Genomic DNA, 25,712 nt, shown 5'->3' with positions numbered 1-25,712 from the left:
ATGTCTGCACCAGTGTCACCCGCTTTCCCCCCGCTGCGTCCCCCGTCCCCCGTCCCGGAGGGCTCACGCACGGTCTTCGCCCACCGCGGCGCGTCCGCGCTGGCCCCGGAGAACACGCTGGCGGCGTTTCGTCGCGCAGCCACTGAGGGCGCCCAGTGGATCGAGCTGGACGTGGACGTCATCAGCGACGGGACGGTGATCGTCATCCACGACTCACGCCTGGACCGTACGACGGACCGCTCCGGCTCCTACTACGACCTGACCGCCACGGACCTCTCGCAGATCGACGCCGGTTCCTGGTTCGAGGACCCCGTGGGCTCACGTCCCTACGCGGGGGAGAGCCTTCCAACGCTCCAGGCGGCTCTTGAGGTGGTCGCGCAGGCTGGAATCAACGTCAACGTCGAGCTCAAGTCCTGCGAGGCCGGTGCCGAGGCCTGCCGGAGGCTGGTCGACGGCGTGGCAGCGCTGCTGGACGCGCACATCGAGCAGGGCGGGAAGCAGGTCCTGGTCTCCTCCTTCAACCCGCTGCTGCTGGAGCGGATGCGGGTGCGGCGCGAGGGCACGGACCTGGCGCTGCTGACCGACAGCCACATGCTGGGTGACGACTGGCGCTCCTACACGGAGAACCTGGGTGCCGTGGCGGTCAACCCCGGTGACAAGGGGCTGGAGCGAGCCCGCGTAGAGGAGATCCGGTCCCTGGGGTACGGGGTCAACGTGTGGACGGTCAACACCCGCAAGCGGGCTGAGGAGCTCTTCTCCTGGGGCGTGAGCGGGATCTTCACCGACCAGGTCCATATCCTGGGGTCACTGGCCCGATCAAGGTAATTCTTACCTGTATCATAGGAATGTCGGAACGCTGCTGGCACGAGGGGATCAGGGACCCCGATGACCTGCCAGAGCGTTCGGAGATGACGCGTTTCAGGGACCGCGACTCCGAGGCCGACCGTGGCCCAGCGCTTGCGCTGGGCCACGCCCTTGTCTGTACGGCCTAGCCGCGTCGCGTCCGCCGCCGAGCCGCGCGGGGTACAGGCAGGCCCTTCAGCCGCGTCTTCTGCCGGCCGCGCGCCGCCACGAGGGTCCCCGGCACGTGGGGGCGCGTCTCGTCCTGCACGCTTCGTCCTCCGGCAAAACGGCGGGTGGCCCCGGGAGCGTGTGCTCCCGGGGCCACCCGTGAAGGCTCAGGACTAGCTGAGGCAGCTAGCCAGCCGCGTCAGGATCAGTCCTCCTCGGTGCGACGACGGCGCACCAGGACACCACCCAGACCAGCCAGGCCGGCGGCAACCACAGCGGTCAGGCCCGCAGCAGCACCGGTCTTCGCCAGCGACTTCTTCGCCGATACCTTCTTACCGGAGGTCGGCTTATCAGTCGGCTGTGCGGAATCCACGTTCGGCACAAGCGGGTCGGTTCCGTTCTTGACCTCGTCACCGTCGCTGATGCCGTCGCCATCGGTGTCGGCCTTGTTCGGGTCAGTCGGAGCGGGTTTGCCCTCTCCGTCCGTCCGGTGAACCTCGTCACCGTCGCTCAGACCGTCACCGTCAGTGTCGGCCTTGTTCGGGTCAGTGGGCTTTCCGTCATAACTGTTGCCCTTGCCAGAGACCTCGTCACCGTCGCTGATGCCGTCACCATCGGTGTCAGGGTTGAGCGGGTCGGTCGGGTCGCCCTTACCGTCACCGTCGTTGTCGAACGGGTTGTGGTCCCCGCCGTTGACCTCCTGACCGTCGGTCAGGCCGTCACCGTCGGTGTCGGGGTTCTTCGGGTCAGTCCCGAGCTCCTTCTCCTTGCCGTCGGTCAGGCCGTCACCATCGGTGTCAGGGTTGTTCGGGTCGGTACCGTTCTTCACCTCGTCACCGTCGTTGACTCCATCACCGTCAGAATCAGCCTTGGTCGGGTCAGTCGGGTCGCCCTTACCGTCACCGTCCCAGTCCTTGTTCTTCTCACCGGAGACTTCGTCGCCATCGTTGATGCCATCGCCATCGGTGTCGGGGTTCTTCGGGTCAGTCCCGAGCTCCTTCTCCTCACCGTCGCTCAAGCCGTCACCATCAGTGTCAGGGTTAAGCGGATCGGTACCGTCCTTCTTCTCCTGACCATCGTTGACGCCATCGCCATCGGTGTCGGGGTTCTTCGGGTCGGTGCCGTCCTTCTTCTCCTGCTCGTCCGTGACGCCGTCGTTGTCGTCGTCATCGTCGGTCTCGTCCGGGATGCCGTCGTTATCGGTGTCGAGCTTGATCACGGCGTTGACGGAGTCGTTGATCGCGCCGGAGCCGTCCGGGTAGGTGACCTTGACAGGAACCGTCACGGACTCAGCGTCCGCACCGTCCTTGCCGGCCGGGGCGACGGTCACCGTCAGGACACCGGTGCTCGGGTCGACCAAGATGGTGTAGCCCTTCGGAGCCTCGAAGCTCCGGTCGATCTCGAAGCGGGTGCCCTCCGGGTACTCGTCACCCTCGTTGGTCGGCGTGACCGTGGTGGTCTTGCCGGCCGGGGCGACGGTCTCGGGGTACGCGGGCTTCGGGTCGAGCGTCGCCGGGTGCTCCGGGTCCTCGACCGTGACGGTCACCTTCGTGGTGTCCTTGGAGCCGTCCGGGTACGTCACCGTGATCGTCGACTCAATCGTGTCACCAGGAGTGGCGTCATCAGGAACCGTCACCGTGACCTTGCCGGTCTTCTCATCAACAGAGACCTTCGGGTCATCAGAGGTGAACTTCGTCCCCTCAGGCAGGTCCTTGTCACCAGTCTGCTCGACCGTCACCGTCTCACCCGGCTTACCAGAACCAGGCTTGTACGACGGATCATTCTGATCAGCATCAGTCTGATCAGGTGCGGTAACCGTGACGGTCACCTTCGTGGTGTCCTTGGAGCCGTCCGGGTACGTCACCGTGATCGTCGACTCAATCGTGTCACCAGGAGTGGCGTCATCAGGAACCGTCACCGTGACCTTGCCGGTCTTCTCATCAACAGAGACCTTCGGGTCATCAGAGGTGAACTTCGTCCCCTCAGGCAGGTCCTTGTCACCAGTCTGCTCGACCGTCACCGTCTCACCCGGCTTACCAGAACCAGGCTTGTACGACGGATCATTCTGATCAGCATCAGTCTGATCAGGTGCGGTAACCGTGACGGTCACCTTCGTGGTGTCCTTGGAGCCGTCCGGGTACGTCACCGTGATCGTCGACTCAATCGTGTCACCAGGAGTGGCGTCATCAGGAACCGTCACCGTGACCTTGCCGGTCTTCTCATCAACAGAGACCTTCGGGTCATCAGAGGTGAACTTCGTCCCCTCAGGCAGGTCCTTGTCACCAGTCTGCTCGACCGTCACCGTCTCACCCGGCTTACCAGAACCAGGCTTGTACGACGGATCATTCTGATCAGCATCAGTCGGCGCGACGAGATCGACGAAAAGGTTCGGGGTGCTACCGGTAATGGTCACAGTGCCGCCATCGATCAGGTCGCTCGTCTTCGGGTTAACGGAGTATCCAGAACCCTCAGCGATACCGGAGATACCGACCTCGTACTCACCCTCGGGGAAAACTGCTCGACCAAAGTTCTGGACGAGCGGGAAGTCCTTCGTACCTACCCAGGTTGAGTTCTTGCCCGAGGTGAAGACGGTTCCAGCTGGAACCTTGATCTCGTTGCCGATCGAATCGGTGTAGACCATGTCGGTCTTGGCCGTCAGCGTGACAACGAGGTCCCGAAGCCCCTCAGGAAGCTCCGCGCCATTGTCGCTGTTGTTGCCGTTGGAGTTGACGGCAACGCCATCGATCTTGACGCCGTGCGTCACATACTGGGTCCTAGCCGTCACCGCTCCGTCATCAGGACCGTCGCCGGTCGTATCGTCATTGTCGGTTTTGCCGTCGTTGTTCTTATCAGAATCCGTTGCGTCAGGAATACCGTCCTTGTCAGTGTCCTTGAGAACAATGAAAGAATCGGCTGCCACGATGTTGTCGCCCGCCACGAGACGTGCCGTGATGACGGTCTTGTCTTTCACCTCATCGGGCACCGTGAACGTGCACGCATTCGCCTCGGTCAGAGTCTTCAGCCCAGCTCCGTCACCATCACACGTGGCGAGGACCTGACCATTGGAGTCAACCCACTCAATCTTGTTGTAGAGCGGAGACAGCGTCCGTCCCGTGACGTTTAGCTTCGCTGTGTCCCCATTGGTCGCCGGGTTATCCGTGACGTCGTAGTTCGTCACGTCCAGGTTCACCTGTGTGCTAGGAACGAGGGCGAAGTTGACGTTGAACCAGGAGCTAATGAGAGCGCTGGGGGCAGTCTGCGGAGTCCACGACAGGTTGTCGTTCGGCTCGCGGAAGAGCGGACTCGTGTACGAGGAGTACCCCTGGACGATCTCCCCCGCCGGGTTCATGACAAAACCATAGAGGTAGTTATGGTTATAGGTACCCTCAGGGAAATTGAGCTTGTAATTACCCTCTGCGTCCGTCGTCGTGTAGACGGTGGCTGAGATGTACTCCGGGTGGTCAGTCAGGAGCTTCTTAGCGGCGTCGGCCTGCTCGGAAACCGGAAGCGAAGCAACTTCCGCCTCGTAGGCTACGGCTCCCTCAGAGGTGAGTGCCGAGAAGACCACCTTGTAGCCAACAGCCGCAGGATCCTTGGGGTTGTTGTTCGGCCCTGTTGCTGAGTTGGCGTAGTCACCTGCGCCGGTCTCCAACCAGACAGTGCCTTCAATAGCCCGGTTACCGGTCAAGCCCCCGGTCCAGGTGCCATCCGTCCACTCGTCGGTCGGACGAGTCATGTAGCCACCGGTGTCCTCGACATACATGTAGACACCAGTCTTCTGCATGTTCGTGCCGATGAGCGGGAACTGACCCAGGTTGGAACCCGTCACAGAGTTAACATAGGAACCCGGGAAGAAGCCGCCAGCCTGCCGGAACATCGTGGCAGTATTACCTTGAGCGGTCTTGAAGTCCTGGATCCACAGCCGATAGTACTGTCCATCTTTGGCCGTATAGGTGTGGCTCTTCCCAGCAGCATCCTTCCACGGCGTGCGCAGGTCAAAGGCATAGGAGCCGGTGGGATCACCATCACCGTTGGTATCCACGTTGTCATGAGTCACGGTCTTATAGATGGGGGAAACGGACCCGTCAGCATCCATCCATTGCATATAGACGACCGTTCCCTCAGGAACAGCGGTCAGACCGTTGGAAAATGATGCAGGCGTTCCCTCGTCAACGATCCATGCACCACCAGAGAGCACAGACTTGGCGTTCGTGGCGTCAGTGCCACTCGAGATGTAGCCATTCGCGATCGCGTCGGCCTCGATCACACGGGCGTTAGTTTCGTCGACCGTAGGAGGCGTTACCGCCGCCGCAGCCGTTGGAGGGTCGATCAGCGCGGGGAGCGCGACACTAGTGCCGGCCGCCAAGGACAGGGCTAGAGCAACCCCCCCCCCCGACCGCTGCGAAGGACTTGCCACGGCGCAGCAGAAGCGTTGGCTGCGGCAGAGCAGAAAAGGAAGTTCTCATTCGATCAACCATTCGTGTTCGGGAAGGGAATGCAGGTCAGACTACGAGCCGCAGTCAACCGTTGGGACGAGTCACCTCATTCACCTGCCGCAGCAGGGATGCTACGGCTAGCTAGAAGGGTAGCTTATCGACGCCAAACATGAGACCTTCAGCCCACGTTGTGACACAAGCCTCATAGAAATCCCTGTAATTCCAACGATGAAGCACCCCCCCCCGCTTTCCCCCGCCTAGGACCTCGTTCCTGATCTCCCCCTCCATCGCTCCTTGAGCCCATCAACGTACAGCTGGATCTCCTCCACCATCCGCGTAGCCAGGGCCCTGCTCGCCGCACTGCCCGCCGTCGTCGAGCACAGCCACTGGATCTGCAGGCCATCGCTGAGCGCAGTCAGGGTCCGGGCGATCAGCAGCGACGGCGCGTCTGGCCGCACCAGTCCCCGTTCCTTCCCCAGCTCAAACGCCTTCTCAATGCTTGTCACCGAGGCCTCCAGGTGCCCGGCGAACCAGGCGTGGGCGGGATGGTCGGTATCCATGACCGACGCCGCCGTCGCCGTGTAGATCGCCACCAGCTCACGGTGACGGGTGTTGTGCTCCACGAGCCGTACGAAGGCGTCCAGCACCTTCCACGGGTCACCTGAGTCCACGGCACCGAGGAAGGCCTCGTTGCTCTCCTCGTCGCGCCGCTCCAGCACCCGGGTGAACAGCTCCTCCTTGGAGGAGAAGTGGTGCAGCAGCCCCGCCTTCGAGATCTGCGCCGCCTCCGCGATGTCCGCCAGCGAGGTGCCGGCGTAGCCGTGCGCCCCGAACAGCCGTACCGCCTCGGCCAGCACCCGCTCACGCTTGTCCTCGCTGCCCGCCGGCGGCCGTCCTGGCCCTCGACGTCGAGGCTGGGAGGCAGAGACGGGACCTGAGGACTGCGAGGCTGTCATGACAGCATTGTCCCATCTCACCCGGCAGCCCCTCTGTGAGCACGCCCTGCGCGCCGCCCCGACACCTGGCCTCGACGCACCGGCGCCGCCCACCGGCCAGCAGGGAGGGGCTGGCCGGTCAGCGACCAGCCAGCCCCTCCCTGCCCACAGCGGTACGGACTGCTACGGACCGGGGACCCGGCTTCGCCATCGTCGCTCAGGCCCTGACAGGCGCCGTCACACGGCGCTGGCCGCGCTCGGGGCCCAGGCCTCGCCACGGGCCGAGAGCACGAGCCCGGCCGAGGCACCCTCGGGACTGACGTCCACGACGACCTCCTGGCCGTCAAGCACCTGGCCCCCCAGGATCATGCGAGCCAGCTGGTCGCCGATCTCGCGCTGGACCAGGCGACGCAGCGGGCGCGCCCCGTAGGCAGGGTCGTAGCCCTCGTCCGCCAGCCAGGAGCGTGCCGCGTCAGTGACGGTGAGCGTGAGGCGGTGGTCCGCCAGGCGCCCCTGCATCTTGTCCAGCTGGATCTGGACGATGCGGCCCAGCTCCTCCTTGCTCAGCGCGTCGAAGATGAGGATGTCATCCAGGCGGTTCAGGAACTCCGGCTTGAAGGAGGCACGCACCTGGGTCATCACCTCGTGCTCCTTCTCCTGCGGGCTCATGATCGGGTCAATGAGGAACTGCGAGCCCAGGTTGGAGGTGAGCACCAGGATGACGTTACGGAAGTCCACCGTGCGGCCCTGGCCGTCCGTAAGGCGTCCGTCGTCGAGGACCTGCAGGAGGATGTCGAAGACCTCAGGGTGGGCCTTCTCCACCTCGTCCAGCAGCACCACCGAGTAGGGACGACGCCGCACGGCCTCGGTCAGCTGGCCGCCCTCCTCGTAGCCCACGTACCCCGGAGGGGCTCCGACCAGACGCGCCACCGAGTGCTTCTCGGAGTACTCCGACATGTCGATACGCACCATGGCGCGCTCGTCGTCGAAGAGGAAGTCCGCCAGAGACTTGGCCAGCTCGGTCTTGCCCACGCCCGTGGGGCCCAGGAAGAGGAAGGAGCCGGTCGGGCGGTCCGGGTCGGCCACGCCGGCGCGCGAACGACGCACCGCATCGGCCACAGCCGCCACCGCCTTCCTCTGGCCGATGAGGCGCTCACCGATGACCTGCTCCATCTGCAGGAGCTTGGCCTGCTCACCCTGCATCAGCTTGCCGACCGGGATCCCGGTCCACGAGCCGACCACCTCAGCGATCTCCAGCGGGCCGACCTTCTCGGCGATCATCGGCTCGTTGGCAGCGCGCTCCACGCCGTCCGGGCCGACCACCGTCTCGGCCGCGGCCTCGGAGGCCTCGACGTCACGGATCTGCTTCTCCAGGGCCGGCATCTCGCCGTAGCGCAGACGCCCGGCCTCCTCGAAGTCACCGTTGCGCTCGGCCAGGTCAGCCTTGGTGCGCAGCTCATCGAGGTGGGCCCGCAGCTCACCGACGCGGTTGTGCCCCGCCTTCTCCGCCTCCCAACGGGCGTTGAGGGAAGTGAGCCTCTCCGTGGCATCAGCCAGCTCAGCCCGCAGCTTCTCCAGGCGCTCGAGGGAGGCCGGGTCGCTCTCACCCGGCTCCTCCAAGGAGTCAGCCAGGTAGGACTCCTCCATGGTCATGCGGTCCACGCGTCGACGCAGCTCGTCAATCTCCACCGGCGAGGAGTCCAGCTCCATACGCAGGCGCGAGGCCGCCTCATCGATCAGGTCGATCGCCTTGTCCGGCAGCTGCCGGGCGGTGATGTAACGGTCGGAGAGCTGGGCAGCAGCCACCAGGGCACCGTCGGAGATCGTCACCTGGTGGTGCGCCTCGTACTTGGGGGCGATGCCACGCAGGATGGCGACCGTGTCCGCCACCGAGGGCTCGCCGACGAAGACCTGCTGGAAACGACGCTCCAGCGCCGGGTCCTTCTCGATCCGCTCGCGGTACTCGTCCAGGGTGGTGGCGCCGACCAGCCGGAGCTCACCACGCGCCAGCATGGGCTTGAGCATGTTGCCCGCGTCCATGGCGCCCTCGGAGCCACCCCCGGCACCGACCACCGTGTGGAGCTCGTCGATGAAGGTGACGACCTCGCCGTCGGAGTCCTTGATCTCCTGCAGGACGGCCTTGAGCCGCTCCTCGAACTCACCGCGGTACTTCGCTCCCGCCACCATGCCGGCCAGGTCCAGCGCGATGAGGCGCTTGCCGCGCAGCGAGGTGGGGACGTCCCCGGCGACGATGCGCTGGGCCAGGCCCTCGACAACCGCCGTCTTGCCCACACCCGGCTCACCGATCAGCACCGGGTTGTTCTTGGTGCGCCGGGAGAGGACCTGGACCACGCGGCGGATCTCGGAGTCGCGGCCGATCACCGGATCGAGCTTGCCCTCGCGGGCGGCCTCGGTCAGGTCCGTGCCGTACTTCTCCAGGGTCTTGTAGGTGCCCTCGGGGTTGGGCGAGGTGACGCGGGCGCTGCCGCGGACCTTGGGCAGAGCGTCACGGAGGGCGGCGGCCGTGGCGCCAGCCTCGGCGAGGATGCGGGCGACTGGATCGTTGGACGGGCTGCCTGAGGCCAGAGCGATGAGCAGGTGCTCGGTCGAGATGTACTCGTCCTTGAGGTGCCTGGCCTCGGTCGAGGCGGCCTCCAGCGCCGCGAGCAGGGCGCGCGAGGGCTGGGGCTGGCTGACCGAGGAGCCGGACGAGGCCGGCAGCTGAGCTAGCACGCGGCGGACCTGCTGGCCCACGGTGGTGCGGATGGTGGCTGCCTGGGAAGAGTCGGGGGCGACAGCGGCGAGCAGGCCGAGTGCGACGCCGTCCTCCTGCCCCAGGAGCTCATTGAGCAGGTGCGCGGTGTCGACCTGCGGGTTGCCGGCGGCCGCGGCGGCCTGCATGGCACCGCTGATGGCCTCCTGTGATCGGGTGGTGTAGTTCGTGTCCATATGTGGATCTCCTTCACGTTGATCAGGCTCGCGGGTCCTGGCGAGGGAGCCGGGCTGGGTTTCCGCGTGCCGTCGGCAGCCGCTGCGTGGTGGCAGCGCCGTCGACCGGTGGCGGTGAGGTCCCGGTCCCCAGTGGGGTCTCGCGGGTCTCCGATCAGTCCAACCGAAGCAAGGTTGAGTCTATTCCACTCAACTTCATGTTCTCTCCTGGAGCGGGCGTGACGTCCTCCGTTCCCGTGGGTGCCACCCAGGCCTTCTCTGCTCCCTCGACGTGCGCGTGATGCCGCCAGCGCTGAGGCGCCATCTACGCCTCCACCGTTTGCCTCCATGTGTTCGCGGTGCCGCCGCCCCGCATACATGAGTCGACCTGAGCCACACTGGGGATGGTGCAGCACAGGACGCGATCGACCACCAATGCTTCCACCGACCACCATTGCCCGGGCCGACCACGGTATTCACGCAATTTACACGGTCGGTCCAGGCATTAGTGGTCGGTACAGGCACAGGTAATTCTGCCGCAAGGTCAATGCGTTGGCCGGACACCCGCATCCGCGAGAAGCTGGAGCATATGCTGGCTGCCCCATATGTCGCCCCACATCCACCGAACCAGCCGCATCCCCGTGGTCTGCTCGATCGCAATCTCTCGCCGTCGCTCCCGTTCGATCACATCCTCGATCTTTCCTCTCGACAGCTCCCGGCCATACTTCACCCTCCCGTCGAACTCGCCGATCACGCCAAGCTCGGGCCAGATGAAGTCCACCCGACCGAGGAACGCTCCCCGCTCATCAACCACCTTGTGCTGAAGCTCAGGCAGTGGCAGATGGTTCTCAATCATCACCGCCCGACTCAGACTCTCCCCCGGAGACTCTGACTGCGGATCTGCCAGTTCAATCCACCGGCGCGCAGGGCCGTTGCCCCTGGTACCGGGATGGCGGTCAATGAGTTCCAGCAGGTGCTCCTTCGTGACCCATCCCTGCCTCAACGCATGGTCCAGGCTGGTCAGGTTCGAGGCGAGGCAGCGGCGTCGACCCAGATCAACAAGGGTCTGGGCAACACTGGCTATCGGCAGGCCATCTTTCTCGGTCACCTCATAGTCATCAGGGGCAGGCAAGGTGCGCGTCGCCGTCGTCCGCCTCCCACCCGTGCGCCCGACTCTGACCAACTGAACCCGCTCAGGAAGAGGACCGATCAACGGGATGCCGTAGACGACGGCGGCTGACTCCCGCGCGAGCACCGCACCAGGGCGGAGACGACCGGTTAGATGCAGAGCACATACGCGCACACGATGCTGTTGGCTGCCGTTCAACTCCCGAAAATCAACTCGCCGCACATACGCCCCCTGGCACAGGCGCATCAGGTCAGCAGTGCCCTCGCGAGCCGATTGCGCCAGAGCATAACGGCTCAGGCCATTGTCCAAGAGCTCTCGAGTCAGCTCAATTGAGATCGGTGTACTCACCATGCTCCAAGCGTGACGGTTAAGGCTCCTATCCCGCTCGCCCCCTGTGGACAGACCCTTCCGAGGGTGTCGCGAGGGCGACCTGTGGAGCCCGGGCAATGGCCTGTCGGTCCCATCACCTGGTTCATCACGGGGCCGTCCCCACGGACCACCAAAACCTCCACAGACCACCCACGCCTGGGCCGACCACTATATTCACGCGAATACCGCAGTCGGCCCAGGCATACGTGGTCGATCCGGGCGTTGGCGGTCGGCTGGGACACTGCTCCTCCCTGAGGCGGAGGCTCCCACCCACGGCCGCCTCATCCCTCGGCACGAGGACAGCGCATCAGCGTGCCGATAGCCTGCCTGTCGTCATACGCAGGCACCAGCTGCCAACGCCTCATAAGAGCACCTCACGAGCCCGCAGGGACCGCATATCAGCACCCCGTCAAGGCCCAGACGCTCGCCAGTCTGCCACTGACCGGCAATCGGAGCGCGACCTCAAGCCGCCCACGGCAGCCGATGATCGACCACTGGAGAAGGAAAAGATGAGCCCTGCCCGCCACAAACCCCCACTGGCCTGCAGGCTGCTGCCCACAGGCCTGTACATCGCGGCTGCCCTGGCGATCATCGAGACCGTCCTCGGCTCCGTCTCCTGGGTGGATCGCCCTCTCGACATCATCTTCACCTGGCTCATCCCCCTGCCGATCATCGACTGGTTCTCCGCCATCGTCACGATCCTGCTCGCTGCCGGACTAGGACGACGCAAGCGCCTGGCCTGGATCGTCACCACGGTCATCGCCACCGTCCTCCTCGCCCTCTACGCACTGCTCCTTGTCTTCGCGCTGACCGTCCCTGACTCCGTCTCTCTTGAACCGAGCTCCGCACTCTCAGCCCACTACACGGTGCCCACGTGGCTCCTGTGCGCGTTGACCGTTAATGTCCTCATCCTCCTCATCATCCTGGCCGCACTACTGCGCCACCGCCGCTACTACACGGTGCGCTCCCAGCCTGGTGACTACAAGCGCGCACTGAGCGTCTTCATCCTCGGCTCCACCGCAGTCGCTGTCATCGGCATCAACGTGGTCTTCATCTTGAACGGGGTCGGCCTCCACCAGGTCCTGCGTCTCTTCACCGGCCGCCACGATCCCGACTGGCTCTTTAGCGCCATGGGTCTGGGCTGGGCCCTGTGCGCGCTGGCCGCACTGTGGCTCATGATGCAGGCCCAGCACAAAGCCACCCAGATCAGTGCCGAGGAGGAGAGGCGCATCCGCTCACTACTCGCGGACAGCCCCACCGACTCCTTGGGTTACTTCGCCACTCGCCGAGACAAATCGGCGATCTTCACCGAGCATGGCGGCGTCGTCTACCGCTCGGCGATGGGCGTCGCCCTAGCCTCCGGCGACCCCCTCGGGGATCCCTCGGTATGGCCTGCCGCCGCCCGCTCCTTCGTGGCCCACGCCTCCGACTACGGCCTGGCGCCAGCCGTCATCGGCGCCTCGGAGGCCGGCGCCCGGGCCTACGTCCGGGCAGGGCTCAAGGCCATGCGCATCGGTGACGAGGCGATCTTGCGTCCCGCGTCCTTCCGACTGGCGGAGCTGCCCGAGGTACGCCGCGCGGCACGGCACGTCACCAGCCTGGGCTACACCGTCCGTATCCGACGCCACCGCCAGATCCCGGCTGAGGAGCTCGCGCACCTGACCTTCCTGGCCGATCAGTGGCTTGGCGGCGCGTCGGAGCGCGGCTTCTCCATGGCCTTGTCCCGCCTGGGCGACCCCTCCGACGGCCAGTGCGTCATGGTCGAGGCGCTTTTCCCCGACGGCGACGAGCGCGGCGAGGTCGCTGCCTTGCTCTCCTTCGTACCCTGGGGCGCCGACGGTCTGAGCCTGGACGTCATGCGCCGCCACCCCTTGGCTGACAACGGTGTCACCGAGCTCATGGTCTCCTCACTCATGGCCGCCGGCTCCGAGCTGTCCATCCACCAGGTCTCACTCAACTTCGTCGTCTTCCGTTCCGCCTTCGAGCAGGGGGCGAAGATTGGCGCCAGTGCCGTACTCAGCCTGTGGCGCAAGATCCTGCTCTTCGCCTCACGCTGGTGGCAGTTGGAGTCGCTCTACCGCTCCAACCAGAAGTACAGCCCCGACTGGTTCCCACGCCTGATCTGCTACGCCGACGCCGGGGACCTGCCTCGTGCCTCCCTGGCCATGGGCGTGGCTGAGGGCTTCGTCAGCCTCCCGGCCGGCCTGGGAGGAGACACAGGTGCGCAGCCGCGCCGCAGCGACGTGGACTCCGAGCGTTTGCTCACTGTCACTGCCGGAGCCGTAGGGCACCGCCGCCCACCACGCGTGCCCACCGAGGTCCGTGAGCGCCTGGCGGCCCGCACGCGCATGCTGTCCGACGGCGTCGACCCCTATCCTGCCTCGGTCACCGTAACGGCCAGTTGTGCCGCCGCGCTCGCAGCCTGCGCAGAGCAGCCCGCCGTCGGCACCATACCCGACGACGACGCCCCGGCCTCCCGGCCCAGCCCACCGATGACGGTGGCTGGTCGGGTCATGTCACTGCGTGACCATGGCGGGGTCATCTTCGCCTCTGTGCGTGACTGGAGCGCCGACCTCCAGCTCCTCATTGACGCCGCCGGTACTGGTCAGGAGCCCCTGAACTCCTTCCGCCGCCTGGTGCGCATCGGGGACCAGGTAGCCATCACCGGGCGTCCTGGAGCCTCGCGCAATGGCACACCCAGTCTCCTAGTCTCCTCCTGGACCATGACCTCCAAGGCCCTGCGTCCGCTTCCGGACAAGCACCGTGGCCTACAGGACCCGGAGACCCGGGTACGCCAGCGCCATCTGGCCCTTATCACCTCACCCCGTGACCGCCAGATGCTCATGGCTCGCTCCCACGCCATCCAGGCCGTGCGCTCCACGCTGCTAGACCGCGGCTACCTGGAGGTGGAGACCCCGATGCTCCACCCGGTCCACGGCGGGGCCAATGCGCGTCCTTTCCGCACCCATATCAATGCCTACGACCTCGACCTCTACCTACGTATCGCTCCCGAGCTCTATCTCAAGCGGCTCATGGTGGCCGGGGCTGACCGCGTCTTCGAGATCGGCCGCTCTTTCCGCAACGAGGGTGCCGATGCCACCCACAACCCGGAGTTCACGATGCTCGAGGCCTACCAGTCCTACGCCGACTACACCGTGATGAAGGAGGTCGTCCAGGATCTGACCGTCCGTGCCGCAAAGGCGGCGTTGGGGACCACGCTCATCCACGGCACCGTGGGCGGGGTTGAGCATGAGATCGATCTGGCTGCCCCCTGGCGCACGGTGAGCGTGTGCGACGCCGTGGCCGAGCACCTGGGCGAGCCGGTGGATGTGGGCACGCCGCTGGAGACGCTCCGGGCCTTTGCTGACCGCCTGGGTCTGGCTTATGCCCCCTCCTGGGGCTGGGGCACGATGGTCCAGCACCTCTATGAGCACCTGGCTGAGGGGACGACGGCGCAGCCCACCTTCTTCACTGACTTCCCCGCCGAGACCTCACCGCTGACGCGCCCGCACCGCAGCCTGCCGCGGCTCGCCGAGCGCTGGGATCTCATCATCTTTGGCTCAGAGGTAGGCACTGCCTACTCCGAGCTGGTGGACCCCGTCCTCCAGCGCGAGCGGTTGACGGCGCAGTCGTTGGCGGCCGCTGGTGGGGACGCGGAGGCGATGGAGCTCGACGAGGCCTTCCTCCAGGCCCTGGAGCAGGGGATGCCCCCAACCGGAGGCCTGGGCGTGGGGCTGGACCGCCTCGTCATGATGCTGACCGGTACCTCGATCCGCGAGACCATCACCTTCCCGCTGGTCAGGCCGGGCCAGTGAGCGAGTCATGGTCCGGCACCGGGCCCACTGAGCCCACTCCGCCCGCCAACCCCACTGAGACCTCTGGACCCGCTGAGTCTTCTCAACCGCCCAACCCGCACGGTCTGCGGCGTCCTAGGCGGCTTCAGGCACGCATGCTCGCCATCGGCGTGATCCTGGCCTACAACACGTGGCTGGCCTGGCCACTGAACGGCAACCCCCGGGCGATGACCGGGTACCTGTCCGAGCTCGCCGCCTCTGACCAACCTTATTTCTGGTTCTTCCGTGGCGGGGATCTGGTCAGCGCGCTGCTCTTCGCCGTCGTCGCCTGGAGTGGTCAATGGGCCTGGTGGCCCTGGCTCGGACGCTGGGCACCCCGTACAGCCGGCGCCCTGGGGGTGGCGTCCGTGTCCACCGCCCTGGACTGTGTGGCTGCCCTGCCCTGCGCCGAGAGCCACGATGCGGTGTGCAAGGCGACGCCGAGCCTGGCCCGGGATCTGCATGCGGTGACCTCGACGTGCGTCGGTCTGGCCTTCCTAGCGACCTTTCTCCTGGTGCTGGCCGCTCTTGTGGAGAGCGGAGGTTGGTCGCGCACCGCCCTGGTGGTCGCGGGCGTCGGCGCCGCGTGTGGACTGCTCATGCTCACCAGCGCCATCGCTCCCTGGGTTGCACTGGGCACCCATGGGGTGGTGCAGGCCATCCAGGTCTTTCTGTGCTCGGCGTGGGTGGCGTGGCTGGCCTGGCAACTGGATGATGGGTCCCTATGAGCCAGTGCTGGGCAATCTGGAAAGCTGAGGAGCACATCCTCAGGTATCGCCGTCCTGCGCAGTGCGATGGCGTGGCGTCGCCAGTGGGGTCTGAGCGTCCCGCACCTGTGCTGTTGCTCAACGGTGCGGGCCTGGTCTCCGGCGGGTGGCGGAGGGTCTGGCAGGCGCTACCAGAGCGTGAGATCGTCACCGTTGACCGCCCCGGCTACCACGGCACCATCCGGCACGATCTACCTACGCTGCCGGGCGAGGTCCGGGTGCTCACGACGGCCCTGGACCGGCTCGCTCTGGGCCCGGTGACGGTCGTGGCCCACTCGATGGCTGCCTTCCAGGCCGAGGTCCTGGCACGCCTACGCCCGGGACTCGTCCACGGCGTCGTCCTGGTTGACCCCTCGTTGCTGGTCTCCTCCAACCGACGGCCCGGGTTGACCGGTCCCCTGTGGCAGGCAGCCCGTCACGGGCTGTCGCTGCGGCCGGTACGCCACCTGGCGCGGAGGGGATTTCAGGCTGGCCTGCGCGCCCAGACCCATCGCCCTCACGAGGTGGTGGCAGAGGAGTGGGCGGGTGCGTGGGACTCGCGTGCCGCACTGGCGGCCGGAGCCGGTGAGTGGCTGTCCTACGGTCAGCAGGCTGACGACCTGGACCGGTTGCGTCGGCGCCAGGATGCTCCTGCGGCAACCTGCGCCGTCGTCCTCCAGGCCCCGCCTTATGCGAGCAGGGCGCAGAAGGAGGCGCTACGCCAGGCCTTCGTCCACGTCACGTTGCACGAGGTGCCGGACTCACGCCACCTCATGATGCTGGACGCGCCCGCACAGATCGTGGCGGCGATCAGACAGATCGACCGGGGGCCAATCATGGAGGAATGCCCTTGAGTGCGCGCCTGCGGGCTACATGCTCACAGGCGGGGCTATCCGCTCGCCAAGCGGGCGGCCCCGTGGTGGACTTCCCCCATGACGACGACGCCGCACCAGCCCGCCCAGGCAGAGGCCTCCGCCGGGGCAGCCGCCTCCTCGCCCGCCCCTTGCCTGCCGGAGGTCCCCGCCTGGCTCGACGAGGTCGAGGGTGAGCAGGCCCTGGCGTGGGTCGATGTGCGTAACAACACCACCCGCGCCGTCTACGAGACTGACCCCATCTTCGAGCAGCTGCGCGAGGGCATTGAGGAGATCCTCGACTCCACCGACAAGATCCCTGGTGTTAGCCTGGCTGCCGGTTACCTCTATAACTTCTGGACTGACGCTGAGCATCCTCGCGGTCTGTGGCGTCGCACGACCTGGGACTCCTACCGTGCCGGCGGCCCGCAGGCAGGTGGCACCACCCAGTGGGAGATCCTGCTGGACCTGGACGCGCTGGGACAGGCCGAGGGCGTGACCTGGGTGTGGCACGGCGCCAGCGTCCTGCGCACAGGTCCCCTGGCCGGCCACCGCGCGCTCATTGACCTGTCCGACGGCGGCTCAGACACCGACGTCACACGCGAGCTCGACCTGGACACCTTGACCTTCATCGACCCCGCGGACGGCGGCTTCTACCGCTCCTCCTCCAAGGGCTCGATGACCTGGGCGGACGACGAGGGCCAGAGCGTACTCGTGACCGCCGACTGGGGACCGGGCAGCCTGACGACCTCCGGCTACCCCCGCCAGGTGCGCCGGGCGCGCCGGGGTCAGGACCTGGCCGAGGCCGAGGTCCTGCTCTGCGTCCCGCCCACCTCCATGGTGGCCGGCGCCGCCCGCGACCGTCAGGGACGCACGTGGCTGAGCGAGCAGATAACCTTCTACACCTCTCGCACCTGGCTGCTGCCCGACGACGCAACCAGGTTCGCGGCCGAGGAGGCGTCTAGGACGCCCGACGGCGCCTCGACCGTCAGCGCCGAGGGCGCCCGCCTCATCGAGGTCCCCGAGTCAGCCGAGGTCTCGGCAGCGTGGGACTACCTGCTCATCCACCTGCGCGAGCCCTGGACCACCCCGGAGCAGACCTACCCGACCGGCAGCCTGCTGGCCGCGCCGCTAGCCGCCTGGCTCGACGGCGACCGCCACCTGACCACGCTGTTCACGCCGACCGCCTCCGCCTTCCTCCAGGGCTGGACACACACCGCCCACCACCTGGTCCTGTCCCTGCTCGACGACGTCGTCGCCTCCCTCCAGGTGCTCACTCCCCCACAGCCGGGCGCAGCGACAGACGGGCCGTGGGACCGGCAGGACCTGGACCCCACCGCCCTCACGCCCTCGACGCCGGCGCCTGCCCCGGACGGTGCCGCCGGCGGGGACCCTGATCCCACGCTGCTGCGCCCGGGACGTGCGCTGGTGGACCTGGCCGCGGGCGCCGTCGACTCCCTGGAGTCCGACGATCTGTGGATGACGATCTCCTCCTTCACCCAGCCGACCACCCTGGCTCTGGGCTCGCTCGGCCCGGACGGCCGCCTGGCCTCAACCGAGGTACTGCGGCAGGCCCCCAGCCGCTATGACGCCACCGGCGTGGTCGCCACCCAGCACGTGGCCATCTCCACGGACGGCACGCGGGTCCCGTACTTCCAGGTCGGCCGCCCCACGAACGGTCCGGCGCCCACGATCCTCTATGGCTACGGCGGCTTCGAGATCCCCATGGGCGTGGGCTACCTGGCCGTGACCGGTAAGGCCTGGTTGGAGCGCGGCGGCACCTACGTCATCGCAGGCATCCGTGGCGGAGGCGAGTACGGTCCGGCCTGGCACCGTGCCGGTCTCAAGGAGAACCGGCACCGGGTGTACGAAGACTTTGCTGCGGTCGCCCGTGCCCTGGTTAAGCGCGGAGTGACAATCCCCGAACGCCTGGCCGTCCACGGCGGCTCCAACGGCGGGCTGCTGGTGGGCAACATGCTCACCCAGTACCCCGAGCTCGTGGGAGCGGTGGTCTGCGAGGTCCCGCTGCTGGACATGCAGCGCTACACCCACCTGCTGGCAGGGGCCTCCTGGGAGGCCGAGTACGGGGACCCGGACGACCCGGACCAGTGGGAGTTCATCCGTACCTTCTCGCCCTTCCACCTGCTGCGCGAGGGCGTGGGCTACCCGCCGGTCCTGCTGGTGACCTCGACGCGGGACGACCGTGTCCATCCGGCGCACGCACGCACCATGGCCTACCGGATGCTCGCCATGGGACAGGACGTCACCTACTTCGAGAACTCGGAGGGTGGGCACGGCCGCGCCTCGACCAACGCCCAGCGCGCCTGGGTGGGTGCCCTCATCCACACCTTTGCCTGGAGGCGGCTGGGCTGATCAGGCCCGCTACGTTCCTGCTCGCGTAGCCGGCCATCTGGCTGGCCGAGCCAGCCTCTACCGGCGTCGGGTCAGGCGCACCAGGCCGGCAATCGTCAGGCCCAGCCCGATGACAGCGCAGACTCCTGCGCCCAGCAGCATGGCCCCGGCCGGCACGATCCGGTCGGTGTTGAGCGCCGGTCCGACGATGACGCCCTGCGTCCCGGCCGGGCAGGAGACCGTGTAGCTCCCCGACTCAGGCGCCGTGAGGCTCGCGTAGGGCAGGTCCTGGCCGATGGCCGTCACCTCCACCGCCTCACCGGAGGGAGCCGTGACGGAGCACTGCTCCGTGGAGACCGAGGCGTCCGAGCTGTACAGACCCACAGCCTGCCCCTGGTCGAGGTAGACCTCGCCGGACTCGGTGAGCACGGAACCGGTGGACAAGGACCCGCTGACCACCGTCAGCACGGCCCCCACCCCCAGCGCGATCGGGAGGACGATGAGCATGACCAGGCCGGTGACGAGCATGCCCCACCGACGTCTGCGGGGCTGGCGGTCGGCTTCCTGCTGCCAGGACCAGCCACCGGCCGGTGGCTGCTGGCCTGGCGCCGGGGCACCCGGCGCCCCGCCCACGGCAGCAGGACGCTGTCCTGTGTAGCCGTAGGGGTTGGCCTCACTGCCCCAGCCCGGCTGCATCGGGGAGGACGCCTGCGCGCTCCACCTCTGCTCGTCGTCCCCCTGGGGGGCACGGGCTGGCGGAGGCTCAAGCCCCTGCTCGCGTCGGATCTGCTCCAGCTCCTCCGGGGTCACCCGCTGGCCGTAGCGAGGCTGGCCGTCGTCGTCCATGTTTCGCTGTGCCATAGGTCCTCATCACGCTGGTGACTTCTCGTCTCACTGTGCCAAAGCCCCTCACGGCTCGGCCTGTGTGAAGCCTACCTGGATCATCCCAGCGGCTCGAATACCCCGGTGCAGGACGCGGACACTCAACAGGCAGGAATGGTGGACTCAGCCTCAGTCTCAGTCCAGAGGCCGAGTCCACCATCCCACCGATCAGGCGCAGGGGGACTGGATCGTGAACCAGTCAGTCCTCACGCTGACGGGTGAGAAGCACACCCGCACTGCCGACCATCAGCGACACGGCGAGCAGGCCCAGGCCTGCCACACCGGTCTTGGCCAGCGAGAACCCGCCCCGTTTGACGGGCCTGGTAGGCGTACCGCTTTCAGTTCTGCCGTCACTGGGGTGCTGGCTGGTAGCTCCGGCCTCACCCGAACCGCTGGACCCATCAGAGGTACCGGGTTCACCCGCGCCACCGGGCTCGCCGGGAGTACCTGGCTCATCCGAACCACCAGGCTCACCAGGAGTACCCGGCTCATCCGAACCACCAGGCTCACCAGGAGTACCCGGCTCATCCGAACCACCAGGCTCACCAGGAGTACCCGGCTCATCCGAACCACCAGGCTCACCAGGAGTACCCGGCTCATCCGAACCACCAGGCTCCTCAGTCTTCTCCAGAACGGTCAGTGCCAGATCGATGCTCGTGTTTCCATCACTGATGGTCAGTGTCACCGAACCGGGCGTCGCATCCGCCGGTACCGTCCATGGGACAGTGACCGAGCCGTTCTTGTCTACCACCGCCGAGGCGCCCTCGACCTTGTCTTCGCCAACCGCCAGCGTCACCGTGGCACCAGGCTGCCAGCCAGTACCCACCACGTTCACCGTGGTACCAGGCTGTGCCTCGGTGGCGCTGAGCACACCAGCAGGCTTCACAACAACGAACAGCAGGTCCTTGATCCGACTGTTCTCACCACCTCGCAGGCTCAGCAGGTGGGAGCCACCAGCCAGGCCCTCAGGCACGGTCCACTCAAAACGGACAGTGCCATCATCACCTGCGACCTGGGAGACCACCGCAGCGTCATCCGCGGCACGCGGGACGGGGGTGCCATCCAGCAGCAAGGTGACCTGCTCGCCAGCGCGCCAGCCCTGTCCGGTGACGGTGATCGTCTCCCCGGGCTTGGCCGCGGTCACATCGAGCGCACCGTCATAGGCGGGCTCGTCCTCAACTACGTCACGTACGCCTACACCTGCCGTGTTACGCACGCCAGCCTGCAGCGGGTCGAAGGCACCGGGCTGGAGGACACTTTCGCTGGCGATCTCCCGGGCAGAGACCGTCACCAGTCGCTCAGCAAGCGTGGCGTTAGCCCATCTAGAGGTGCACTGCTCAGGTACTGGCGAGACGGAGCAGTCCACTCCGGACAGGTCGTTGACCGCGGGCGTGATTGACACCAGGCGCAGGTCGTCGACGAGAACCTGGGCGTCGCCCTGACCTGCCTTGACCATCAGCGTCACGGTGGCACCTCCCTCGGGGACAGTGAAGGTCACCGGCACCCGCTGGAAGTAAGAACCGTGCTTCTGGTCTGCGGCCACATAGTTGCGTGCCGTCGAGCGGTTGATCGAGGTGGTCACCGTACCCGTGGCACCGGCCGTGGTCGCGGCAGTCACGACGGCGTCATCCTGGCCCAGGGCGGGTCCGGCGTCGGTGCGTACCGTCACCGGGCCAGTGTGTGCCGCAGTGTCCGTCTCCCCGGCGTCCGGCTCGTGTGAGCCCTCACCGTCGCTGGTCTCCGGATCCTTCGGCTCAGGGGCGTTCAGGTCCGGGGCGAGCAGACCCAGCTCGGCGACGGCGAGCAGGCCCTCAGGCTCAGTCTCCTTGGTCCGGTAGGAGCTGAGGACCCGCAGACGTAGGAACTTGGTCTCCACCGGCTTATCGAAGACAATCTTCTGAGCGGCTTCCTGGTTGGGCAGCGTCCCCTTGGCTACCAGAGTGGTGATGTTGCCAGCGTCCTGGCCGGCGTAGACCTCGTAACGGGCGATCCGGCCGTTGGCCTGGCCCGCACGACTGAGCACTGAGATCCCCTGGACGGTCTGAGCCTCACCGCTCGTGGCCTCAGCACTGGGCAGGAGCGCCAGGTCAATGTCCGAGGGGTGCGGTGCCACGCTGCCGGCCCAGTTCTTGTCATAGAAGGTTGCCGGGTTCTTATCGAACATCAGATCGGTCGGGTTGGCGGAGTAGGCAGCCGGAGCCGCCACGAGTGTGAGCGGGCCATCGTAGTCCACGGTCGCTACCGGTTCCTGGCCACCGGCCGGACCATCGATCGATCCAGTGCCGCACGCCACGCGAGCATTGGCCCAGTTGGCATGGTCGGAACCGTTGCCGTCCCCACCGTCAAAGACCTCAAGCAGGACGGCGTCAGCACCGGTGACATCACCCGAGAGCTCAACCGGGTCGCTCTGCTGCCTGAGGACCCCAGTCTCCTGGAGGGTACGTAGCTGCGGCGTACCGCTAGCGACGCCGGTGACGGCGCTGACCTTGAAGGAGACCGACCCAGCCCTGCCATCCTGAACGCCAACGGTGGCGGCGAAGGTGTGGCACTGACCGTTGAGGTCAAAGGCTACCCGGGAGTAGGCATGGGCACCCAAGCCCTTGTCGTACTCCGTACCGCGCAGGGTCATGGTCGCTCCGTCACCGGCCTGGTTCTCACCATTGGAGGTGTCTCGCTCAACCGGGCCCCACCCGTTACTCACCTGGTAGACCGTGGAGAAGGGCAGGTCAGACAGATAGGTCATGCCGTTGGGGTGAACCGAGCGCAGGACCTGTGCCTGGGCGCTGCCAACGACAGCATGCTCCTGCCCGTCCGCGGTGTATCCCACGGTCAGTGCCGCACGGACCATCTGGCCAGCGCTGTCCTGAGGAGCGGTGAGCGTCCAGGTCATACGCGTCTGGGCTCCGGGAGCCAGGGAGGCGGCCGTGACAGAGGCGGGTTGGACGCTCCAGCCCGCAGGCAGGCTCAGGGATCCGGTCAGGTTGGTGGCTTCGGAGTCACCGTTATTGGTCAGCACGGCGCTGACCGTGACGGCCTGACCTGCCTGCGGTGCCTGAGCGAAGGAGACCGACGGCAGAAGGCAACCGGGGACGTTGTCAACCTCGCCCAGGTCCTCCACGCGCACGTTGTCGATCGTGAAATCGTCAAAGGGGCCGTTCGCGTTCCCCCGCTCAAGACCAACGTAGTAGGAGCCACAGGCTCCAGCCGTGAACTCCGACTCGAAGCGGGTGGCGGTGGTGCGCTGTGGCATAACCGTCCGGTCCACGACGTAGTCGCTCGCCCCCTGGGAACCGGTACGGGTGTAGCCGGTGATCCAGTTGTAGGAACCGTTGTACGCGTTCTCGTAGTCGAAGGACACGCGGTAGCGGTGGCCTGGAGCGAAGCTGACCGTCTGGGGGACGGTGCGGTAAATCAGCCCGTTGTTCTCCTCGTGGGAGCGTAGCGACCAGTGCCCACCAATGACGTCATCAGTCGGCTTGGTCCTGCCATCAGGCATCGTCGCGCCCTTCTGGGTCCACGGGGCGTTGAGCGGAGCCATCACGGTACGCGGGTCAGTAGATCCGCCCGCGTTCCCCTTGACGAAGATGCCCCAGCCTTGAGTGACGTTCTCGAAGTTCTCGAAGACCGTCGTCACGGGCTGGTCAACGGTGGCCTCCTGCCAGGCCCCTAGCTGCTGTGACAGTGCCGGAGCTATCCCCTGACCAGACACGCTCACGTCCACCGGGCGCGTCCCGGTCCCACCACCGACCTCGACCCAGGCGCTGGCCTGGTAGGTGCCGGCCGCCAGGTCCATGACCTGCTGGCTGAGCGAGGACTCCCCTGCACCCAGACGTGCAATCGGGTCACGCTGGGCGTCCGTGGTGGCCACGACGTCACCAGTGGTGGCATAGCCCTCCAGCCCACCGTCAAGGCCTGGGTTGACCAGGAAGCTGCCCTCGCCCCAGCTGGGGGCAGTGACCGCCGACGGCGTGGAGGCCGGGTAGAGCACGAAAGCGGTGGCCGAGTACTCCGAGGCCGGGACGTCCGCGTAGGCCGAGGCCGGAATAGTCACCTGCCCATGGGTGACAGGGAGGTCAGCAACCTTGACCTTGCCGGCGTCAGTGAGCCGGTACAGGGCGAGGGAACCCTGGTCCTTATAGGCGTTGGTCAGCGTCCAGGTGCTCTCGGTGCCGTCCGGATTGTAGTAGTACAGGCGCGGCGCACCGGCCTCGGTGCCGTTGTCAGTCCAGGGCAGCAGGTAGGAGGTGCCGTTGAGGACCTGGGCGCCGTCGTAGGTCAGGGAGCGCGAGGCAGCCATGTCGGCGTCAGTGACGGTCTTGACCTGGTTACCAGCGGTCTCGCTGTTGACAGTGGTCACACCCGTTCCCACAGTGCCATTGGCGAAGGTGTACGTCAGTCTCCTGCCGCCGTCGACATCCTCGGAGGTCTGGCTCATGATGCGGCTAGCCTGAAGGAACTTGGCAGGCAGGTTATTCCCCCACAGGTTGCGGTAGAAAGCGACCTGGTCCTGGTGCCCGGTCCACCCCTCGAAGTCCACGATCTGGGGGTAGCCCAGGACCACGTTCGGGTTCCAGGTGTCCTTGTGGGCATTGTCGATGAAGCGGATGATCTCCGAGCTCATCCCCTTGAGGGTGTGACCACCGTAGTTCTCGTCATTGGACCAGTGGGACCAGGTGGAGTAGCGCTCAAACTTCTCGCTCCACTCCGAGCCAATCTCCCAACCCATCTCATTGAGCTCATGGCCTAGGCGGTCAGCCGTCCATCCCGAGCCGTAGTAGACGTCGAGGTAGATCCAGCGGAAGCTCGGGTACTCCTGGAGTGGGAACTCGTCACGGAAGTCCTGGAAGCGCTTGACAATCGCGCCGCTGCCAAGATCCTGGTGGAGATCGACATAGTAGGACTGTCCCAGCCAGTTCCAGCCGCGACCCCCGGTGAAGGGCAGGGTGCCAAAGTCCTGTGACTCACCGTAGGCCTCGGTGGCGTTGACGTGCACGCCGTAGATGGCGTTGACATCCTCGGTGGCGTCAAGCATCGCCTTCAGGCCGCCCTCACCACCAGCGCGGTTGTTGATGTTGTTGGCGTAGTCGACATGTGCAGAGTCGTGGCCCTCAGCGCCGTAGCCCTTGAGCATGACCCGCTGCCCCAGTCCGTCAGTGGCCAGGGAGACGCGTTTGACGTCGTCGGCCGTGCGCTGGAAGGGGTGCGTCGCCTGGGAGGCAAAGTTGAAGGGAATATGGGTGATGACCCAGTTGTGGTTGGACTCAGTGCCACGGATCTCCTCGGCGATGTCCGCGTAGGCGATAGCACCGTCCTGCCAGTTGACGGCACCATCGTTGTTGGCGTCCGCCGCAAAGACGACTGTGGCGTAGGGGCGCGGATCGTCTCCTATCGCGTCGGTGGCAGCCGCTCCCCGATAGGTCCACTGGCCGGGCTGGACGGACATGACCGTGGCACCGTCCTTGGCGACGACGTCGTTGGTCCACCGGCCGTTGAAGTTCCCGGTAGTCCCAGCCGTCTTACCGTCCGGGCTGTAGGCGGTGGCGTTGGTCTCCAGACCAACGGCGATCCCATCAGCTGAGAGGAAGGTGTAGGCACTGCCCGTACGACCGGCCGGGGTCTGAGCCGTCAGGGATCCGATGGAGTCCGCCGAGCTCCTGGTATCTCGCGTGGTACTGGTGGTGGCCTTGGCGAACTGGTTGTCAGCGGACGCTGAGGAGATTGAGGCCAGCCCCAGGCCAGGGATCTCAACCGTGTGGGCTCCGCTGAGCTCGGTGATCCTGAAGGTCAGGGACGGGCGCAGCGCGCCCTTGGTCCCAGCCTGCTGGGAGGTGACATTCTCAGCCACAAGAGTGGCCTTCATGACCACATCGGTGCCTTCGAAGCGCACCGTGTAGTCAACCTGGGCGCCATCCTTCTGAAATGCGGAGACTTCCTTGACCGGGCGCTCAGCACCGTCAATGAGGACGCTGGTCACCGGGTCCTCGTTGGCTCCGAAGGTCTTTCCAGCGTAGGTATACCCCAGAACCTGGGGGAAGGCGTCAGAGACGCGAACGGTCAGTCCGTTCGCTGTGATGACGGCGGGACCGGCTAACGGGGTCTCCACCGCGTTGGCCACCAACGTGGTGGCCGGTAGGGCGAGAACCGTGGCGAGCGCCAGGGAAACTGGGCGCACCCAACGTGGCAGCCTCATCGATGCTCCTTTGCATGCGGGACGGGACATGTCCAAGCATGCCGGAGAAA

General features: G+C 66.3%; 11 protein-coding genes. 5 read left to right on the top strand and 6 right to left on the bottom strand.

Going from position 1 to position 25,712, the window contains the following annotated elements:
• Positions 1-825 carry a glycerophosphodiester phosphodiesterase family protein gene (locus HRL51_RS00775; protein ID WP_172192805.1) on the top strand — a complete coding sequence of 275 codons (825 nt, stop codon included), beginning with the start codon at positions 1-3 and terminating at the stop codon, positions 823-825.
• 391 nt (positions 826-1,216) lie between these two features.
• On the opposite strand, the gene HRL51_RS00770 is transcribed toward HRL51_RS00775, so the two are convergent.
• From HRL51_RS00770 to HRL51_RS00755, 4 genes are all read right to left on the bottom strand, one after another.
• Positions 1,217-5,278 (bottom strand): Rib/alpha-like domain-containing protein, encoded by a 4,062-nt coding sequence (locus HRL51_RS00770; protein WP_194256530.1) that lies wholly within the window; start codon positions 5,276-5,278, stop codon positions 1,217-1,219.
• 426 nt (positions 5,279-5,704) lie between these two features.
• Positions 5,705-6,403: a TetR/AcrR family transcriptional regulator gene (locus HRL51_RS00765; protein WP_172192809.1), complete on the bottom strand. Its 699-nt coding sequence runs from the start codon at positions 6,401-6,403 to the stop codon at positions 5,705-5,707.
• Between the two features lie 216 nt (positions 6,404-6,619).
• Positions 6,620-9,331: an ATP-dependent Clp protease ATP-binding subunit gene (locus HRL51_RS00760; RefSeq protein WP_172192811.1), complete on the bottom strand. Its 2,712-nt coding sequence runs from the start codon at positions 9,329-9,331 to the stop codon at positions 6,620-6,622.
• Between the two features lie 523 nt (positions 9,332-9,854).
• Complete coding sequence (locus tag HRL51_RS00755; RefSeq protein WP_172192813.1) at positions 9,855-10,790, bottom strand: hypothetical protein; 936 nt, start codon at positions 10,788-10,790, stop codon at positions 9,855-9,857.
• Between the two features lie 527 nt (positions 10,791-11,317).
• On the opposite strand from HRL51_RS00755, the gene lysX reads away from it, so the two are divergent.
• The 4 genes from lysX to HRL51_RS00735 all read left to right on the top strand — a co-directional run bounded on the left by lysX (position 11,318) and on the right by HRL51_RS00735 (position 18,611).
• A complete protein-coding gene (lysX, locus tag HRL51_RS00750; protein ID WP_172192815.1) occupies positions 11,318-14,623 on the top strand; it encodes a bifunctional lysylphosphatidylglycerol synthetase/lysine--tRNA ligase LysX in 3,306 nt (1,101 codons plus the stop codon).
• A gap of 134 nt (positions 14,624-14,757) precedes the next feature.
• Positions 14,758-15,369 (top strand): DUF998 domain-containing protein, encoded by a 612-nt coding sequence (locus HRL51_RS00745; RefSeq protein WP_172192817.1) that lies wholly within the window; start codon positions 14,758-14,760, stop codon positions 15,367-15,369.
• Positions 15,370-15,476: 107 nt separating this feature from the next.
• A complete protein-coding gene (locus HRL51_RS00740) occupies positions 15,477-16,241 on the top strand; it encodes an alpha/beta fold hydrolase (RefSeq protein ID WP_172120545.1) in 765 nt (254 codons plus the stop codon).
• A gap of 78 nt (positions 16,242-16,319) precedes the next feature.
• Entirely contained in the window at positions 16,320-18,611 is a 2,292-nt protein-coding gene (locus HRL51_RS00735; protein ID WP_172192819.1) for a prolyl oligopeptidase family serine peptidase, read from the top strand.
• 57 nt (positions 18,612-18,668) lie between these two features.
• Here HRL51_RS00735 and HRL51_RS00730 read toward each other — a convergent pair whose 3' ends face one another.
• Positions 18,669-19,451: a hypothetical protein gene (locus tag HRL51_RS00730; protein ID WP_172120547.1), complete on the bottom strand. Its 783-nt coding sequence runs from the start codon at positions 19,449-19,451 to the stop codon at positions 18,669-18,671.
• Positions 19,452-19,671: 220 nt separating this feature from the next.
• A complete protein-coding gene (locus tag HRL51_RS00725; RefSeq protein ID WP_194256529.1) occupies positions 19,672-25,662 on the bottom strand; it encodes an endo-alpha-N-acetylgalactosaminidase family protein in 5,991 nt (1,996 codons plus the stop codon).
• Positions 25,663-25,712: the final 50 nt, after the last annotated feature.

Source organism: Actinomyces faecalis, from assembly GCF_013184985.2.
GTDB classification, from domain to species: domain Bacteria; phylum Actinomycetota; class Actinomycetes; order Actinomycetales; family Actinomycetaceae; genus Actinomyces; species Actinomyces faecalis.
Note: the sequence above shows the minus strand (reverse complement) of the source record. Positions and strands in the feature narration are given on the sequence as shown.

Bases quoted from the DNA above. Each gene is read 5' to 3' on its own strand.
- HRL51_RS00765 (WP_172192809.1), bottom strand. From the start codon at position 6,403: ATGACAGCCTCGCAGTCCTCAGGTCCCGTCTCTGCCTCCCAGCCTCGA.
- HRL51_RS00760 (WP_172192811.1), bottom strand. From the start codon at position 9,331: ATGGACACGAACTACACCACCCGATCACAGGAGGCCATCAGCGGTGCC.
- HRL51_RS00775 (WP_172192805.1), top strand. From the start codon at position 1: ATGTCTGCACCAGTGTCACCCGCTTTCCCCCCGCTGCGTCCCCCGTCC.
- HRL51_RS00755 (WP_172192813.1), bottom strand. From the start codon at position 10,790: ATGGTGAGTACACCGATCTCAATTGAGCTGACTCGAGAGCTCTTGGAC.
- HRL51_RS00745 (WP_172192817.1), top strand. From the start codon at position 14,758: ATGCTCGCCATCGGCGTGATCCTGGCCTACAACACGTGGCTGGCCTGG.
- HRL51_RS00730 (WP_172120547.1), bottom strand. From the start codon at position 19,451: ATGGCACAGCGAAACATGGACGACGACGGCCAGCCTCGCTACGGCCAG.
- HRL51_RS00725 (WP_194256529.1), bottom strand. From the start codon at position 25,662: ATGAGGCTGCCACGTTGGGTGCGCCCAGTTTCCCTGGCGCTCGCCACG.
- lysX (WP_172192815.1), top strand. From the start codon at position 11,318: ATGAGCCCTGCCCGCCACAAACCCCCACTGGCCTGCAGGCTGCTGCCC.
- HRL51_RS00735 (WP_172192819.1), top strand. From the start codon at position 16,320: ATGACGACGACGCCGCACCAGCCCGCCCAGGCAGAGGCCTCCGCCGGG.